We start from the raw sequence: 18133 nt of genomic DNA on the forward strand, positions 1-18133 counted from the left end.
CATTTTCGATTTCATTCTAGTAAAAACACATAGAAAAACTACATAGCAAGGGGATTTACGCAATGCGTATCATTCTGCTGGGCGCTCCGGGCGCTGGTAAAGGAACTCAAGCGCAATTCATCATGGAGAAGTACGGTATTCCGCAAATTTCCACTGGCGATATGTTGCGCGCAGCTGTTAAAGCCGGTTCAGAATTGGGCTTAAAAGCAAAAGAAATTATGGATGCTGGCAAGCTGGTGACCGATGAGCTGGTTATCGCACTGGTAAAAGAGCGTATCACTCAAGACGATTGCCGCGACGGCTTCCTGCTTGATGGTTTCCCTCGTACCATTCCTCAAGCTGATGCCATGAAAGAAGCCGGTATTAAGGTTGACTACGTCCTGGAATTTGACGTGCCAGACGAACTGATCGTTGATCGCATCGTTGGTCGTCGTGTCCATGCTCCATCTGGCCGTGTTTATCACACCAAATTCAACCCGCCTAAGGTTGAAGATAAAGATGATATTACCGGTGAAGAGTTAACCATTCGTAAAGACGATCAGGAAGCCACGGTTCGCAAACGTTTGGTTGAGTACCATCAGCAGACGGCTCCGCTGGTTTCTTACTATCGTAAAGAAGCTGATGCAGGCAACACCCAGTACTTTAAATTAGACGGAACTCGCAAAGTTTCTGAAGTAAGCGCTGAATTAGCTACTATTTTGGGCTAATATGCTGAGTAGACAAAGAAGGCGGCCTTGGGTCGCCTTTCTTATTTATGTATTGCAGAGGTGAAGTAGCAGGGAGTTTATATTTATGGCCGCCTCGCTATAATGGCAGTAAATAAACGCGCTGTGTGTCGCGGGTTTAAATACATTGCAGCTTATTAGTAAAGGAAGGGAACTGACTCATGCAAAGCAAACTTGGCGTTCTGATGGTCAATCTGGGAACGCCTGATGCCCCAACGACTCCAGCGATTAAGCGTTACCTGGCTGAGTTTCTCAGCGATCGCCGAGTAGTTGATACTTCCCCTTTGCTTTGGTGGCCTTTATTACGCGGTGTCATACTGCCAATCCGCTCTCCGCGAGTGGCTAAACTGTATCAATCAGTTTGGATGGACGAAGGCTCGCCGCTATTGGTTTTTAGTCGTCGGCAGCAGCAGGCGCTAGCGGCCCGAATGCCGGACACACCGGTAGAGCTTGGAATGAGCTATGGCTCACCCAATTTATCCGATGCCATAGAAAAACTGTTGGCACAAGGCGTAACTAAACTGGTTGTGTTACCGCTTTATCCTCAATATTCCTGTTCGACCAGCGCTGCCGTATGGGATAGCGTTGCACGTATTCTAAAAAATTATCGTCGTTTACCTTCTATCAGCTTTATTCGTGACTATGCAGAGCATCCTGCTTACATTGCCGCATTAAAACAAAGCGTAGAACGGTCTTTTGAGCAGCATGGTCAACCTGACCGTCTGGTGCTCTCTTTCCACGGAATCCCTAAACGTTACGCACAGCTTGGTGACGACTATCCGCTGCGTTGTGAAGATACAGCCCGCGCGCTTACGGCGGTTGTGCCGCTGCCCGCAGAACAGATCATGATGACCTACCAGTCACGATTTGGCCGCGAACCCTGGCTCACTCCTTATACTGATGAAACCTTAAAAAGCTTACCTTCTCAAGGTGTTAAGCATATACAGCTGATCTGCCCTGGCTTTTCCGCTGATTGTCTTGAAACGCTAGAGGAAATTAAAGAACAAAATCGTGAGATTTTCCTACATGCAGGCGGCGAGAAGTTTGAATATATCCCTGCATTGAATGATGATATTGCGCATATTGACTTGCTTGAGTTATTAGTTAAACGGCACATGTAGTGCCTTGCTAAATATAAGCGCTCTATATATAGAGCGGCTTATGTTTAGCTGAAAGTTTGATTTTTAAATACTCGAAGACATGAAGAAAATCAAATGAATACATTCGGTTACGATTTATTGTGCAAAGGGCATTCTCCGGATTTTCTCGTATTATCTTAGTCAATTAAAGCGTGGCATAAATCACGTTTTTCTTGTAATAGCGGGGTATTAGTACGAGAATTGGCACAAAATTTTAATGCCTTAATTAAATGAATGTTTAACTTAAAATGTGTCTGCTGTTTAGGAATGCTCTGAGACCGATTTAAGGCCAAAGCGCGTACCCTCAAGCCCCCTGCGGGGCCACAGACCTAAACCTTCGAATCAGTGCATTGGTAGCTGCAAGCCAAGGGCGGTAGCGTGGGGATTTTATTCTATTTATACGACGATGCCTTTCATGGATGAAGAGATCGCTACTCCATGCATTTTGTTAAAATCATTCGCTAAGATTAATTCTTAAAAAGATAAAAATCAGTGAGGCGAATTAATTTACTTATTTAAATTTATTTAATTCGGATTTATATATGTCTTTAGAAATTAAATTGCATCCATCCGGTGTTATTTTTACTTCTGATGGTACTGAAACCATTCTGGATGCGGCACTTGAAAATAATATCAATATTGAGTACAGCTGCAAGGACGGAACCTGCGGCGCTTGTAAGGCTGTTGTGCTATCAGGCGAGGTTGAGCAAGGTGAGAATACATTCTTATCCGAAGAAGATATTGCTAAGGGTTCAATACTAACTTGCTGTTCTAAAGCAAAGTCTAATGTTGAATTAGACGTTCATTATTATCCTGAACTTAGCCACATAAAGAAAAAGACTTATCCCTGCAAAGTTGACAATATTGAGTATCTTGGCGAAGACATTGCCATTTTGTCGCTAAGGCTTCCACCTAGCGCCAATATGGAGTATTTGGCTGGGCAATATATTGATTTAATAATTAATGGGCAACGCCGTAGTTATTCTATTGCTAACGCGCCCGGCGGGAATGTTGAGCTGCATATACGGAAAGTTGCTAATGGACTTTTCAGTCATATCATTTTTAACGAATTAAAACCACAGCAACTCTTACGTATTGAAGGGCCTCAGGGAACCTTCTTTGTGCGTGAGAATAATGAACCTATTATATTCCTTGCCGGTGGTACAGGTTTTGCTCCCGTTAAGTCTATGGTTGAAGCATTAATTTCTAAAAATGATCAACGTGAAATGTATATTTATTGGGGAATGCCGACAGGGAATAGTTTTTATTCCGATATCGCAAGGGAATGGGCAATTCAGTACCCCAATATTCATTATGTTCCTGTAGTCTCAGGTCATGATGAAAGTTGGACTGGTGCAACTGGATTTGTACATCAGTCAGTTCTTAACGATATCGCCGATCTCAGTCTATTTAATGTTTATGCCTGCGGTTCCTTAGCTATGATATCTGCTGCGCGCGCTGATTTTATAAAGAATGGATTAAACGAAAATAAATTTTTCTCTGATGCCTTTGTGCCATCAAAATAGCTTTGATTTGTCAAAGTAATACGTAATGGAGATTCTAGTGAAAGCAGTCATTCTTGCCGGTGGTCTTGGGACCCGTCTTAGTGAAGAAACCGTAGTTAAGCCAAAACCAATGGTAGAAATTGGGGGGAAACCGATCCTCTGGCACATTATGAAACTTTATTCATCCTACGGAATAAATGATTTTGTTATTTGCTGTGGTTATAAAGGCTATGTCATTAAAGAGTATTTTGCGAACTACTTTATGCATATGTCCGATATTACATTCTGCATGCGTGATAATGAAATGACGGTGCACCAAAAACGCGTCGAGCCTTGGAATGTTACTTTGGTTGATACCGGTGAGAATTCAATGACTGGTGGCCGCTTACGTCGAGTAAAAGATTACGTTAAAGACGATGAAGCCTTTTGCTTCACCTATGGTGATGGTGTCAGCGACGTGAATATCGCGGAATTGATTAAATTCCATAAAAATCACGGTAAGCAAGCGACCTTAACTGCCACTTATCCGCCAGGCCGTTTCGGTGCTTTAGACATCAAAGATAAACAGGTTCGTAGCTTTAAAGAGAAGCCTAAAGGTGACGGCGCTTTAATTAACGGTGGCTACTTTGTCCTGTCTCCTAAAGTTATTGATCTAATTGATGGCGATAACTCAACTTGGGAGCAAGAACCATTAATGACCCTGGCTGAGCAGGGCGAACTGATGGCTTTTGAGCATACAGGTTTCTGGCAGCCAATGGATACACTGCGTGACAAGCTCTACCTACATGAACTGTGGGAAGAAGGACGCGCACCTTGGAAGGTATGGGAATAAAAAATGATTGATGCAAGCTTCTGGCAAGGTAAACGTGTTTTTGTAACAGGTCATACCGGGTTTAAAGGTGGATGGCTGAGTTTGTGGTTGCAGAACATGGGGGCAACGGTTAAAGGTTATTCTCTGGCTGCGCCAACTGAACCTAGCCTATTTGAAACTGCCCGCGTAGCTGACGGGATGGAATCAGAAATCGGTGATATTCGCGATCAACAAAAACTATTAAACTCAATTCGTGAATTTCAGCCAGAAATCGTTTTCCATATGGCGGCTCAACCGCTGGTAAGACTATCCTACTCGGAACCCGTTGAAACATACTCAACTAATGTTATGGGCACCGTCTATTTACTGGAAGCAATCCGTCAAGTTGGTGGCATCAAAGCTGTGGTTAATATCACCAGCGATAAATGCTATGACAATAAAGAATGGATATGGGGCTATCGCGAAAATGAAGCGATGGGAGGATATGACCCATATTCCAACAGTAAAGGTTGCGCTGAGTTAGTCACATCTTCTTATCGTAACTCTTTCTTTAATCCAGCCAAGTACGATCAGCATGGTACAGCACTGGCTACTGTCCGCGCCGGCAATGTTATCGGCGGCGGCGATTGGGCTTTGGACCGTATTGTTCCGGACATTTTACGTGCTTTCGAAGAGTCAAAACCTGTTATTATCCGCAATCCTCACGCCATTCGTCCTTGGCAGCATGTGCTTGAACCGTTGTCCGGTTATATTTTACTGGCGCAAAAGTTGTACAACGGCGGCGTAGAATATGCCGAAGGCTGGAACTTTGGTCCGAATGAAGCAGATGCTACTCCGGTTCAAAATATTGTTGAAAAAATGGTCGAATTTTGGGGTGATGATGCAAGTTGGCAATTGGATGGTAATGAACATCCGCACGAAGCTCACTATTTAAAGTTAGATTGTTCAAAAGCTAAAATGCAACTTGGCTGGCACCCACGTTGGAGCCTTAACACCACGCTGGAATATATTGTGGCCTGGCATAAAGCCTGGCTAGCCGGCAAAGACATGCATGAATATAGTGTTACCGAAATTAATAATTACATGAAAACTAGATGATTTGAGGTCATAGAAAATGAGTCAAGAAGAATTACGTCAACAGATTGCTGGGCTAGTTGCTCAGTACGCTGAAACGGCTATGGCCCCTAAGCCATTTGAAGCAGGTAAAAGTGTCGTTCCACCTTCAGGTAAAGTTATTGGTGCTAAAGAACTTCAGCTGATGGTTGAAGCATCTTTGGATGGGTGGTTAACCACCGGTCGTTTTAATGATGCTTTTGAGAAAAAACTGGGGGAATATCTCGGTGTTCCTTATGTACTGACAACCACGTCAGGATCTTCGGCTAACCTGCTAGCGCTTACTGCGCTGACCTCGCCAAAACTTGGTGCACGAGCGTTGAAGCCAGGCGATGAAGTGATTACTGTTGCTGCTGGTTTCCCTACTACAGTTAACCCTACCATTCAGAATGGCTTAATTCCTGTCTTCGTTGATGTTGATATTCCAACTTATAATGTGAACGCCAGCCTGATCGAAGCAGCTGTCAGTGATAAAACTAAAGCCATTATGATTGCTCATACGCTGGGTAATTTATTTGATCTGGCTGAAGTTCGCCGTGTAGCGGATAAATATAACCTTTGGCTTATTGAAGATTGCTGTGATGCATTAGGTTCAACCTATGATGGCAAAATGGCGGGTACATTTGGTGATATTGGTACCGTTAGTTTCTACCCTGCTCACCATATTACTATGGGTGAGGGTGGGGCGGTATTTACCAAATCAGCAGAACTGAAGAGTATTATTGAATCCTTCCGTGACTGGGGCCGTGACTGCTATTGCGCACCAGGCTGTGATAACACCTGTAAAAAACGCTTTGGCCAACAACTAGGTTCTCTACCATTCGGTTATGACCATAAATATACCTATTCTCACTTAGGTTATAACCTTAAAATTACGGATATGCAGGCTGCCTGTGGTTTAGCTCAGCTTGAAAGCGTAGAAGAATTTGTAGAAAAGCGTAAAGCCAATTTTAAATACCTAAAAAGTGCTTTGCAGTCTTGTGAGCAATTCCTCGAGCTGCCGGAAGCCACACCAAACTCAGATCCATCTTGGTTCGGTTTCCCAATAACGCTTAAAGAAGACAGCGGTGTAACCCGTATCGATTTGGTTAAATTCTTAGATGAAGCCAAAATTGGTACACGTTTACTGTTCGCTGGAAACTTAACGCGCCAGCCGTATTTCCACGACGTGAAGTATCGTGTTGTCGGTGAGTTGACTAATACAGACCGTATTATGAATCAAACCTTCTGGATCGGTATTTATCCAGGCCTGACACATGATCATCTGGATTACGTAGTTAGTAAGTTTGAAGAATTCTTTGGTTTGAATTTCTAATAGGAGTCAGGAGGCAACTATTGCCTCCTTTTAATATGAAGATACTTATTACCGGTATTAGTGGCTATCTCGGTAGTCAATTAGCAAATTCGTTAATCGATGAACATGAGATAGCAGGAACTATTCGTGAAAACTCTTCATATAAGCGGTTGAATAATCCGGATAAAATTAGATTAATTGATCTATCTGAAATGGATTGGTTATTGAAAATAAACGATTTTGATCCGGATATTGTCATCAATACTGCTGCATTATATGGCCGTAATGGTGAGCCGCTTTCTCAGTTAGTACAGGCTAATGTCCAGTTTCCGTTGCTAATTTTAGAGATGCTTTCTTCTAATGGTTCTGGTGTTTTCCTAAATTGTGGAACATCCTTACCTTCGAATGTTAGTGATTATGCATTAACTAAAAATCAATTTAGCGAATTGGCGAAAAAGTATAGTGATAGATTTACCGGGAAGTTTATAGATTTAAAGTTAGAGCATTTTTATGGCCCTTATGATGACCAAACAAAGTTCACGACATATGTCATTAATAGCTGCAAAGAAAATAATAATCTAAAATTAACAGCAGGATTGCAAGAACGCGATTTTATATATATAGAAGATCTGCTTAATGCATTTAAATGCCTCATTAAAAATATAGATAACTTAGTATCTGGTGAAAGCATACCAATCGGTTCTGGACAAGCAATAACAATTAGAAAATTTGTAGAAACCGTAGCTAAAATCACTAATTATCAAGGCGAGCTAGAGTTTGGAGCTATACCTACTCGTCAAAATGAACTTATGTACAGCTGCGCTTCATTAGAAAGAATGAATGAGCTTGGCTGGAAGTGTGAATATTCACTGAATAGTGCAATTAAAGATACTTTAAGTAAGGAATAGAAAAATGAAGCTTTTGATTACTGGTGGCTGCGGTTTTTTAGGCAGTAACCTTGCATCACATGCAATCAAGTTGGGGATGGAGGTTATAGTTTTTGATAATTTATCCCGCTATGGCTCGTCAGAGAATCTACAATGGTTACGTTCTATCGGTGATTTTACGCATGTGCATGGTGACATTCGAAACAAGAATGATGTAACCAGGTTAATTCAGAAATTCAAACCTGATAATGTATTTCATCTTGCTGGTCAAGTTGCAATGACTACATCAATTGATAATCCTCAAATGGACTTTGAAGTTAATGTTGGTGGGACATTTAATCTTCTAGAAGCAACCCGTCTTTTTAATCCCGAATGTGGAATAATTTATTCATCTACTAACAAAGTATATGGAGATCTTGAGCAGTTTACGTATAGAGAGAATAAAACTCGATATGAATGTATCGAAAAGCCAAATGGATTTGATGAAAGTGTTCAACTGACCTTCCATTCTCCTTATGGGTGTTCTAAAGGCGCTGCGGATCAATATATGCTTGATTACGCGCGTATTTACGGCCTTAAAACAGCCGTTTTCCGTCATTCTTCAATGTATGGCGGCCGCCAATTTGCTACTTATGATCAAGGCTGGGTTGGCTGGTTCTGCCAAAAAGCGGTAGAAGCTAACCGTGGGATTAAAGCTCCGTTCACCATATCAGGTAATGGTAAGCAAGTTAGAGATGTATTACATGCAGAAGATATCATTTCACTTTATTTCTCAACTCTAGCTAAGTTGGATTTGGCCAGAGGCAATGCTTTTAATATTGGTGGAACCATACAGCACAGTCTTTCTCTGTTAGAGCTATTTTCATTATTAGAGAAGTATTCAGGTGTAGAATTAAATTATACCCAATTGCCTGTTCGGGAAAGTGATCAAAAAGTTTTTGTAGCGGATATAAATAAGATTAATAAATTTACTGACTGGTCACCGAAGGTTGATGCTAGTGAAGGTGTCAGGAAAATGTACGACTGGTGTAATAACTACTAATTATCATAAGCAGCGGCATGCGAGCTCAGAGCATGCTGCACAACAAACACTTTATAAATGGAATATTGTGGAACTTTTTATAAAGAAAATACCAACTCATATATGGGTTGCTTTATCCTCGTGGGTATCTAGAATAATTTCTGCAGCAATTCAACTTTTAAGTATTAGATACTTGCTAGATATGATGGGCGAAAATGGCTACGCTGCCTTTACTTTACTTGCCGGCCTTGTTGCTTGGGGAACGTTGGCTGACTTTGGCATTGGATATAGTTTACAAAATTTTATATCTGAGCAAAGGGCAAATAAGAAAAAATATAATGACTATATATTGACATCAGCATGCTTAATATTGATTGGTATATTGGTTTTGATGTCAACTTTATGGCCATTAACAAAGTTTTTAGCACCAGCATATTTGCAAGGGTTTGATGTTCATACAATATCTGACAAGCATTTATTGCTATACATCACTCTTTGTATTTTTATTTTCACCAGTTTTGGTGGGGTTCTATATAAAATATGGTTTGCGGAACAAAGAGGTTGGATTGCTAATGTAATTACTGCATTGTCTTCTTTGCTAGGCCTTATGCTAATAATTATATTCAGTAAATATAGAGCATCTGCCAGTATATATTTAGCTGTTATTATGTTTTTTGGTCCGGCAGCACTAATACCTGTTGTGATATTCATTGCAAGAATTCTCAAAACATTCAAAACTGAATCAATTAAAAAATTTAATTTTAATCTAGTTAATAAAGTATTGAAGAGAGCTTCCGGTTTTGTGCTTTTTTCTTTTTTAGCTACAATTGTCCTCCAGGCGGATTATATTGTAATGTCTCAAAAATTAGCCGCTAGTGATATTATCATTTACACGGTATTAATTAAAGTGTTTGGATTGGTTCTTTTTGTTTATTCTGCATTGTTACAGGCCCTTTGGCCAGTATGTGCCGAATATAGGGTTCAAAATAAATGGTCTGAGTTAAATTCAATCGTAAGTAAATATATAACATTAGGTGCTATTTTTATCATCGTTTGTAGTATTGGTTTTTATCTATTTAAAATACAAATCATTGGTCTTATCTCTAAAAAAATAAATACTAATATAGATATTACAACGATAGCTTTATTTTGTGCATATTTCCTTTTGCGGATTTGGTCTGATACATATGCGATGCTGCTACAAAGCATGAATTATTTACGGCCATTATGGTATTTGGTACCTGTTCAAGCAATTCTGAGTTTGAGCCTCCAGTGGACTTTAGCATCAGTTTACGGGATGAAAGGTATGTTAACTGGATTGATTTTATCTTTTTTATTTACTGTGGTTATATTTCTTCCTGTTTTCTATAAGAGAAAAATAAGAGAACTACAGTATGTCTAATTTATTTTAAATGGTTGAAAATTTATAAATATATATATTTTAAATCCATTTGAAAAGTTTTCCTGTGTTCTCAAAGAGTGTTTAAAGGATTTTAGATGAACAGCATTAAGATTTCATTTTGTATTCCAACGTATAACCGCTGCGAGTTATTATCTGAGCTGATCGGTAGTATTATTTCTCAGGCGGAAGATAGAGATGATATAGAAATCTGTATTTCAGATAATGCATCAACAGATAATACTAATGAAATGATAAGCTCTTGGAGAGAGAAAACACATATCCCAATAATTTATAAAAAAAACAGTGAAAATATAGGTCCTGATAAAAACTATTTAGCTTCTGTCGCTTTAGCTTCTGGTGAATATTGTTGGTTGTTTGGCAGCGATGATGTCTTATCTGATAATTCATTAGAAAAGATGGATGAATATTTAAAAACAAATTGTGAAATATACTTGTGTGATCGTAATGAGTGTGATCTGGCAATGCGGAAAGTTGCTTATAGGCCTTGGATGACTACCGGCGATGTAATGTATTCCACCGAGAATCATCAAGAACTAATACGATATTTTTCATGTAGCAATTCAATTGGAGCTGTATTTAGTTTTTTAAGCTCTATTATAGTAAAAAGAAGCTCTTGGGAGAATGTATCCTTTGATGAGTCATTTATTGGTAGCGCATATAGCCATGTTTTTTATCTATTAGATATCGTGAAGCATGGTGCAAAAATCCAGTATATAAATAAACCATTAGTTGATACTCGACTTGGAAATGATTTCTTTGCCAAAGACGGTGTAGTGAGAAGAATAGAAATAGACTTTAATGGATATATAAAATTGGCTGAGAAATTCTACCAAAACTACCCTAATGTAAAGTCCGAGTTTTTGGCTATTTTACTGAGAGAGCATTCAGTCCTGCATACTAACATATTAACCTCTGTATATGGTGAAAAGGGACAAAGAGACAGAATGAAACATCATTTTAAATACGCTGGCGCTAATGCATTTTTGGTTGATTTTGTTTATTTTGCTAGGCCTTTATATTTATTTTCTTCAAAGTTAAAACTTGAGTTTCTGTATAAAAAAATTCGTAGATTCCTATATAAATGATGTTTTATCGTTTATATATTTTTACAAAGCGCCACTTTTTATTGTGAGAAAAAAAATGTTCGCTGTAAATAAAACTATTACTGTCTATGTTTCACTTTATAGCATGTCTTTGTGGATCGCTTTTATCAGCAGTATCGTCACCGGTCAATTTAATGGTGATCTGGTCGGTATAGATGTTGGACTTGATAACACTACTCTATTCTATATTGCCCTATTTAATCAGATAATAATATTAGCAGTGCCATTATTATATAAAATAGTGACACATTATAAATTGAGTTTAGGGGGATACCGATTTAATATAAACATAAATAGATTCTCACTATTTATGTTTATAATAATAACAATGAATTTAGTGTTTTTCTTGACAACTGGTGTTGGTAAGGTCTTCAGCAAAGAGACTCATCCATTAGCACCTTTATTCGTAATTATAGCACCTAGTGGTATTTTTTATTTTTACTATCTTATTTCTAGAGAAAAAAGTGGGGTGTTATTTTTTTTGAATGTTTTTTTATATTCATCTCTGGAAATAATGAAAGGATGGACCGGATTTATACTGGTTCTTGCAATTTTTGAGATGTATTTTTTTATCTTAAGGCACAGGAATTCTAAGTTTTTAAAAATACCATTTCTATTTTCTATATTAATGCCTTTACTTCTATTGATTTTTGGAGGTGCGTTAAATAAGCATGTTTTTGTTTTAAAAAATGAAATTAGAGGGAATTATGTTAATGCTGATGAATTAAGTTATTTTGATTCTATCAGTTTGTTGAGTAGTAGATTGACTAATTTTTCTGTGTCTGCGGGAATGTATTCACGAGTTGAAAGTGTCGTATCCACGGCAAAGGACCAGGGGGAGTTTACTGAGCTTAAAGGCTTTGCACGTAGACTGTTTCCAGGGGTTATTGAGGATACTGGTTTCAGGACTTTAAGTAATTCCACGATGTTAGCTTTTTTTCCCGATTATGGTGAGCAATCTAACGTCGATACTGGTGTATTAATGTATTACTATGTGCTATTTAAAGCTGATCCATATGGTGCAGTATTCTCAATTTTATTATCATTATTTTTACTTGTAAGCCTTGTCGCTTTTTATCGGGCGATTTCAAATAACCATAATAATATAAATATTTTTATATTTATTATGATATTTTATCTATTTTACACTGCTTCTACTGAGGCTTCTTTTGTTCGGCCCTATATAACTGGCGTTATATTTTTCCCTCTTCTCTTTTCTATTGGTGTTATTAAAATTAGAAAGAAGAGTTTAGGCGATTTAGGGGGTGAAGATAAGGTGAGAAATGTGTAATTTACTGACTCAGCCATAAAGTTATATCAATACCTGGTTATATTAAGTTTTTCATTGATTGCAGGATCTTTATGAAAATAGTTTATGATGGGATTATTAATTCACTGCAAAGTAATGGCGGTATTACTGTTTATTTTAAAGAATTAGTTACTCGTCTGCCCAGTGGGAATTTTGATTGGTACTCTTACGATAATAAAATTGGTGATGTAGGCGTTAAAAGTATTGATCTTAAAGGCCGTCTTTTTGAACGCTATAGAGATTGCTTATTACCAGATATAAATAAAGATATATCTCCAATATTTCATTCATCCTACTATCGTCTGCCCAAAGAGCATATGCCTGTAGTTACAACTGTTCATGATTTTACATATGAAAAGTTTGTCAGCGGTCCTGCGAAATGGATACACACATGGCAAAAAAATAGAGCAGTGAAGCATAGCGATTTGATTATTTGTGTTTCGGAAAATACTGCGAAAGATTTACAGTATTATTGCTCTGTCCCTAGTGATAAAATTAGAATTATTCACAATGGTGTGTCGGATAAATATCATTCTTTAACGCCAACCAAAACTAATACGAATAAAGTTATCTTTGTTGGTGCCCGTGGCGGATATAAAAATTTCGATATTGCCGTAAAAGTTATATCGCGACTCCCTCATCTTGAATTATCTGTGGTTGGTGGCGGTGAGTTTACTGATAAAGAACTATCACTATTAAATCAGCATCTACCCCATCGCTATCATTGGTTGGGGCGGCTGAGTGATGAAGCTTTGAATGAGGCTTACAATTCTGCTTATGCACTACTATATCCGTCGAGTTATGAGGGATTCGGTATTCCCATCCTAGAAGCTATGCGTGCCGGATGCCCTGTAGTCGCTGTAGGAGTGTCTTCTATACCAGAGGTTGCTGGAGATGCAGCGATATTAGTGAGCCGCCCTAGTGTGGATGAATTAGTCGAAGGCTTAGTCGCGATAGATAATGAAAGATCTAAGTTTATTGAATTTGGCTTTCAGCAAGCAGCTAAATTCTCATGGGATAAGTGTTATCAAGAAACACTCAATGTTTATAAAGAATTGAATAAATAATACGGATTACAATATTATGACTAAAATTGCGCTTATTACAGGTATTACTGGACAAGATGGTTCTTATTTGGCTGAATTCTTATTAGAAAAAGGTTATGAGGTTCATGGTATTAAACGCCGCGCCTCTTCCTTTAATACCAGCCGTGTTGATCATATTTATCAAGACCGCCATGAAGAAAACCCTCGCTTCTTTTTGCATTATGGCGATTTAACTGATACTTCCAATTTGATTCGCTTAGTTCAAGAAATTCAGCCTGATGAAATCTATAACTTAGGTGCGCAGTCACATGTGGCTGTTTCATTTGAGTCACCAGAATATACGGCCGATGTCGACGCTATGGGGACGTTGCGCTTATTAGAAGCGATTCGCATTAATGGGTTGGAAAAAAAGACTCGTTTCTATCAAGCGTCAACCTCAGAACTTTATGGATTAGTGCAAGAAACCCCTCAGCGTGAAACTACTCCGTTTTATCCGCGTTCTCCTTATGCTGTGGCCAAAATGTATGCTTATTGGATTACGGTTAACTACCGTGAGTCTTATGGTATGTATGCGTGTAACGGCATATTGTTTAACCATGAATCTCCACGTCGGGGCGAGACATTTGTTACTCGCAAAATTACTCGTGCTGTAGCAAACATTGCTTTGGGTTTGGAAAATTGTCTCTATTTAGGCAATATGGATTCGTTACGTGACTGGGGGCATGCGAAAGATTATGTTCGTATGCAATGGATGATGCTTCAACAAGAGAAGCCAGAAGATTTTGTTATTGCGACGGGTAAACAGATTACTGTTCGCGAGTTTGTTCGCATGTCGGCAAAAGAAGCTGGAATTGAACTGGAGTTCAGTGGTGAAGGTGTTGATGAAATAGCTACTGTAGTGGCAGTGAGCGGTAATCATGCCTCTGCAGTGAAAGTTGGCGACGTTATTGTTCGTGTTGATCCCCGTTATTTCCGCCCTGCAGAAGTTGAAACACTACTGGGTGACCCAGCAAAAGCTAAGAAAGTTCTGGGTTGGGTTCCTGAAATTACAGTTGAAGAAATGTGTGCTGAAATGGTTGCAAGCGACTTGCAACAAGCTAAACAGCATGCTTTGCTGAAAGCTAACGGTTTTGATGTATCCATTTCGTTGGAGAATTGATGATAATGGATAAGAAACGGGTATTTGTTGCAGGCCATCGCGGCATGGTTGGCTCTGCGATTGTGCGCCAACTTAAGAATCGCAGCGATATTGAATTGGTTCTCAAAACTCGCGCTGAACTAGACCTGATGTCTCAAGCCGCAGTGCAGGCATTTTTTACTGATGAAAAGATAGATGAAGTCTATTTGGCCGCAGCGAAAGTTGGAGGAATTCAGGCTAATAATAATTATCCGGCAGAGTTCATCTACGAAAACTTAATGATCGAATGCAATATTATTCATGCTGCGCACTTAGCCAATGTACAAAAACTGCTATTCCTAGGTTCTTCGTGTATCTATCCTAAACTAGCAGAACAGCCAATGACTGAGGCCGCACTGTTAACTGGTATTTTGGAGCCAACGAATGAGCCTTATGCTATCGCTAAAATAGCAGGGATAAAGTTGTGCGAATCATATAATCGTCAATATGGTCGTGATTACCGTAGTGTAATGCCAACCAATCTCTATGGTGAAAATGATAATTTCCATCCTGAAAATTCCCATGTAATTCCTGCATTATTACGCCGTTTCCATGAGGCGAAATTACATAATGATGAGGAAATGGTTGTGTGGGGAACAGGGAAACCAATGCGCGAATTTCTACATGTAGATGATATGGCAGCTGCCAGCGTACATGTTATGGAATTATCTAACCAGATATACGCTGCTAATACTCAGCCCATGCTTTCTCATATTAATGTCGGTACAGGTGTAGATTGTACGATAAGAGAATTAGCTGAAACTATGGCAAAAGTGGTTGGATTCACGGGCAAACTAGTCTTTGACACAACGAAGCCTGATGGAACTCCGCGCAAGTTGATGGATGTTAGTAGGTTAGCCAAATTAGGATGGAGTTATCATATTTCCTTGGAAGAAGGACTCATGATGACTTATCAGTGGTTCTTAGATAACCAGCATAATTTCAGGAAATAATATGGCTCGTCCCTTAGATACATCTTTGTTCAAGACTATTGTGGCTAATACGCCATTGATATCTATCGATCTCGTCGTCCAGGATTCTCAGAATAGAATATTACTTGGTAAACGATTAAATCGCCCGGCAAAGAATTATTGGTTTGTACCGGGGGGACGAGTAAGAAAAGATGAAACTCTTGCTGATGCTTTTACCCGGCTAGCAAAAGAAGAGTTAGGATTAGCTACCTCTATTCAAAATGCGGCCTTTATTGGCCCATTTGAACATTTCTATCCGGATAATTTTTCTGAAGAAGAATTTTCAACTCATTATGTAGTGCTTGGCTACAAACTGGTCATTGAGACACCTTTAGTACAATTGCCAAAAGATCAACATTCCCAGTATTGTTGGAGAGCGGTCGATGATTTACTTTCCGCTGACGATGTTCATCTTCATACCAAGCTCTATTTTCAAGACAGGAAGTAATCGCTCATGCTATTACCCGTAATTATGGCAGGCGGCTCTGGGAGTCGCCTGTGGCCGCTATCTCGGACTCATTATCCAAAGCAATTTCTGGCTTTGACTTCAGAACTCACAATGCTACAGGAAACGCTACTTCGATTAGACGAGCTTCCTCATCTAGCTCCGCTTGTGATTTGTAATGAAGATCACCGTTTTATTATTGCTGAACAGCTGCGCCAGAAAAAACTCTCACATAGCGGCATTGTATTGGAACCTGTTGGTCGTAATACAGCCCCAGCAATTGCGTTGGCAGCCTTGCATGCGACTTTAAACGGCAATGATCCGTTATTACTGGTATTAGCGGCTGATCATGTTATTCAGGATAAACCTGCATTTATTCAGGCCGTAAAACGAGCTGAACCTCTTGCTGAAGCTGGTAAGTTGGTCACTTTTGGTATTGTTCCTAATAGTCCAGAGACTGGATATGGCTATATCAGGCAGGGAACTCCGGTTGAAGATGGCGCTTATCAGGTTGCTGCTTTTGTTGAAAAACCTGACTTAGCTACCGCGCAAGAATATTTGGCTTCAGGAAATTATTATTGGAATAGCGGTATGTTCGTGTTTAAAGCATCACGCTATTTACAAGAGCTAGGGTTACATCGACCTGATATTCTTGAAGCTTGCCAGTTAGCAATCGCCGGTCAGCGTGCTGATTTAGACTTCATTCGACTGAATGAAGAGGCTTTTTATAACTGTCCGGATGATTCAATTGATTATGCAGTTATGGAAAAAACCAGTGACGCGGTTGTTGTGCCTATGGACGCTCAGTGGAGTGATGTTGGTTGCTGGTCTGCGTTATGGGAAATAAATGATAAAGATAGCCAGGGAAATGTTGTTCGCGGTGATGTATTAATCGAAGATATGCATGATAGTTATGTCTATTCTCAAAATAGGCTTGTGGCGACGGTTGGAGTAAACGATCTCATCATTGTAGAAACTAAAGATGCGGTATTAGTTGCGCATAAAGATAAAGTGCAGGATGTTAAAAGTATCGTTAACAAACTCAAATTAGAGGAGCGGTGCGAATATCTGCAACACCGTGAGGTATACCGCCCTTGGGGCTCCCACGATGCTATTGCAGAAGGTGTTCGCTACCAGGTTCAACGTGTGTCAGTTAAACCGGGCCAGCGCATTGCAACTCAGATTCATTACCACAGAGCTGAACATTGGGTCGTCGTATCAGGTATAGCAAAAGTTCACTATGGCGATAAAACCTATTTAGTGAATGAAAATGAGTCTACCTATATTCCTGTAGGAATTGCGCATTCAATAGAAAATCCGGGAAAAATACCGTTAGAAATTATCGAAGTACATACCGGAAACTATCTTTCGGAAAGTGATGTAGAACGTGTAGATAACTTAGGTGTAGGGTATTAATGATGAAAGTAAGTATTATTACTGCTACGTATAATAGTGAAAAGACCATTATAGATACTCTTTTGTCGTTAGAGAAACAGACACATTTAGATATTGAGTATATTATTATTGATGGAGCATCAAAAGATAATACTCTTAAAGTGATAGATAGAAACTCAACCAGAGTTTCTACAATTATCAGTGAACCAGACAAAGGTATTTATGATGCTTTAAATAAAGGTATCTTAGCTGCTACTGGGGATATTATTGGTTTTTTACACTCGGATGATTTGCTAGCTGATTCAAATGTCATTGCCGATGTTGTTGCAACGTTTGAAAATAATGGATGCGATGCGGTATATGGTGACTTGCAATATGTGGCAAGGGATAATATTGACCATGTCATCAGGTGCTGGAAAAGTGGTGATTTTCGCCCACGAAAAATGCAGTATGGATGGATGCCTCCTCACCCAACATTTTATATGAAACGTGAATTATATGAGCGTTGGGGCGGTTTTGATTTAAGTTTCAAAATATCAGCAGATTATGACTCACTAACTCGATATATTATATCTCATCAGGTTAAGTTAGCGTATTTACCTCGTGTGCTAACCAAAATGAGGGTCGGTGGAATAAGTAATCGTTCAGTTAAAAATATGATTCTTAAATCAAAAGAAGATATTAAGATTATGAAGAAGCAAGCTTTATTTTGGCCTGTGTCATTAATCTGCAAAAACTTATCTAAAATCCCTCAGTTCATAAAGTGATA

At 39.1% G+C, this 18133-nt stretch carries 17 protein-coding genes; all 17 read left to right on the plus strand.

The window, feature by feature from the left end:
* The first annotated feature begins 62 nt into the window (after positions 1 to 62).
* Positions 63 to 707, plus strand: a complete 645-nt coding sequence (gene adk / locus PL78_RS00680) for an adenylate kinase (protein WP_064512308.1) — start codon at positions 63 to 65, stop codon at positions 705 to 707.
* Between the two features lie 179 nt (positions 708 to 886).
* Positions 887 to 1846 carry a ferrochelatase gene (hemH, locus tag PL78_RS00685; RefSeq protein ID WP_064512312.1) on the plus strand — a complete coding sequence of 320 codons (960 nt, stop codon included), beginning with the start codon at positions 887 to 889 and terminating at the stop codon, positions 1844 to 1846.
* Positions 1847 to 2406: 560 nt separating this feature from the next.
* Positions 2407 to 3390 (plus strand): CDP-6-deoxy-delta-3,4-glucoseen reductase, encoded by a 984-nt coding sequence (locus PL78_RS00690; protein WP_064512314.1) that lies wholly within the window; start codon positions 2407 to 2409, stop codon positions 3388 to 3390.
* A gap of 37 nt (positions 3391 to 3427) precedes the next feature.
* Positions 3428 to 4201, plus strand: a complete 774-nt coding sequence (rfbF, locus tag PL78_RS00695) for a glucose-1-phosphate cytidylyltransferase (protein ID WP_049598616.1) — start codon at positions 3428 to 3430, stop codon at positions 4199 to 4201.
* 3 nt (positions 4202 to 4204) lie between these two features.
* On the plus strand, positions 4205 to 5278 hold the full coding sequence (gene rfbG / locus PL78_RS00700) for a CDP-glucose 4,6-dehydratase (RefSeq protein WP_071889691.1): 1074 nt from the start codon (positions 4205 to 4207) through the stop codon (positions 5276 to 5278).
* A 16-nt stretch (positions 5279 to 5294) separates the two neighbouring features.
* Positions 5295 to 6608, plus strand: a complete 1314-nt coding sequence (gene rfbH, locus PL78_RS00705) for a lipopolysaccharide biosynthesis protein RfbH (protein WP_064512316.1) — start codon at positions 5295 to 5297, stop codon at positions 6606 to 6608.
* A 35-nt stretch (positions 6609 to 6643) separates the two neighbouring features.
* A complete protein-coding gene (locus tag PL78_RS00710; protein ID WP_064512318.1) occupies positions 6644 to 7495 on the plus strand; it encodes an NAD-dependent epimerase/dehydratase family protein in 852 nt (283 codons plus the stop codon).
* Positions 7496 to 7499: 4 nt separating this feature from the next.
* Positions 7500 to 8516, plus strand: a complete 1017-nt coding sequence (locus tag PL78_RS00715) for a GDP-mannose 4,6-dehydratase (protein WP_064512320.1) — start codon at positions 7500 to 7502, stop codon at positions 8514 to 8516.
* Positions 8473 to 9897: an MATE family efflux transporter gene (locus PL78_RS00720; RefSeq protein ID WP_128821845.1), complete on the plus strand. Its 1425-nt coding sequence runs from the start codon at positions 8473 to 8475 to the stop codon at positions 9895 to 9897. Before PL78_RS00715 ends, PL78_RS00720 begins: the two co-directional genes overlap by 44 nt.
* A 95-nt stretch (positions 9898 to 9992) precedes the next feature.
* The gene (locus PL78_RS00725; protein WP_084414260.1) at positions 9993 to 11003 is read left to right on the plus strand and encodes a glycosyltransferase family 2 protein; all 1011 of its coding nucleotides are present in this window, start codon (positions 9993 to 9995) and stop codon (positions 11001 to 11003) included.
* A 55-nt stretch (positions 11004 to 11058) separates the two neighbouring features.
* Complete coding sequence (gene wzy / locus PL78_RS20085; RefSeq protein ID WP_145916318.1) at positions 11059 to 12312, plus strand: oligosaccharide repeat unit polymerase; 1254 nt, start codon at positions 11059 to 11061, stop codon at positions 12310 to 12312.
* A gap of 71 nt (positions 12313 to 12383) precedes the next feature.
* Entirely contained in the window at positions 12384 to 13397 is a 1014-nt protein-coding gene (locus tag PL78_RS00735) for a glycosyltransferase family 4 protein (RefSeq protein WP_064512321.1), read from the plus strand.
* Positions 13398 to 13413: 16 nt separating this feature from the next.
* Entirely contained in the window at positions 13414 to 14535 is a 1122-nt protein-coding gene (gene gmd / locus PL78_RS00740) for a GDP-mannose 4,6-dehydratase (RefSeq protein ID WP_049598628.1), read from the plus strand.
* A gap of 5 nt (positions 14536 to 14540) precedes the next feature.
* Entirely contained in the window at positions 14541 to 15506 is a 966-nt protein-coding gene (gene fcl / locus PL78_RS00745; protein WP_064518182.1) for a GDP-L-fucose synthase, read from the plus strand.
* A 1-nt stretch (position 15507) separates the two neighbouring features.
* Positions 15508 to 15972 carry a GDP-mannose mannosyl hydrolase gene (locus PL78_RS00750; RefSeq protein ID WP_064512323.1) on the plus strand — a complete coding sequence of 155 codons (465 nt, stop codon included), beginning with the start codon at positions 15508 to 15510 and terminating at the stop codon, positions 15970 to 15972.
* A gap of 6 nt (positions 15973 to 15978) precedes the next feature.
* Positions 15979 to 17385, plus strand: coding sequence for a mannose-1-phosphate guanylyltransferase/mannose-6-phosphate isomerase (locus PL78_RS00755; RefSeq protein ID WP_064512325.1), 1407 nt, complete (start codon positions 15979 to 15981; stop codon positions 17383 to 17385).
* Positions 17386 to 17387: 2 nt separating this feature from the next.
* On the plus strand, positions 17388 to 18131 hold the full coding sequence (locus tag PL78_RS00760; protein ID WP_064518184.1) for a glycosyltransferase family 2 protein: 744 nt from the start codon (positions 17388 to 17390) through the stop codon (positions 18129 to 18131).
* The last annotated feature ends 2 nt before the right edge of the window (positions 18132 to 18133 follow it).

Source organism: Yersinia entomophaga, from assembly GCF_001656035.1.
Taxonomy (GTDB): Bacteria; Pseudomonadota; Gammaproteobacteria; order Enterobacterales; family Enterobacteriaceae; genus Yersinia; species Yersinia entomophaga.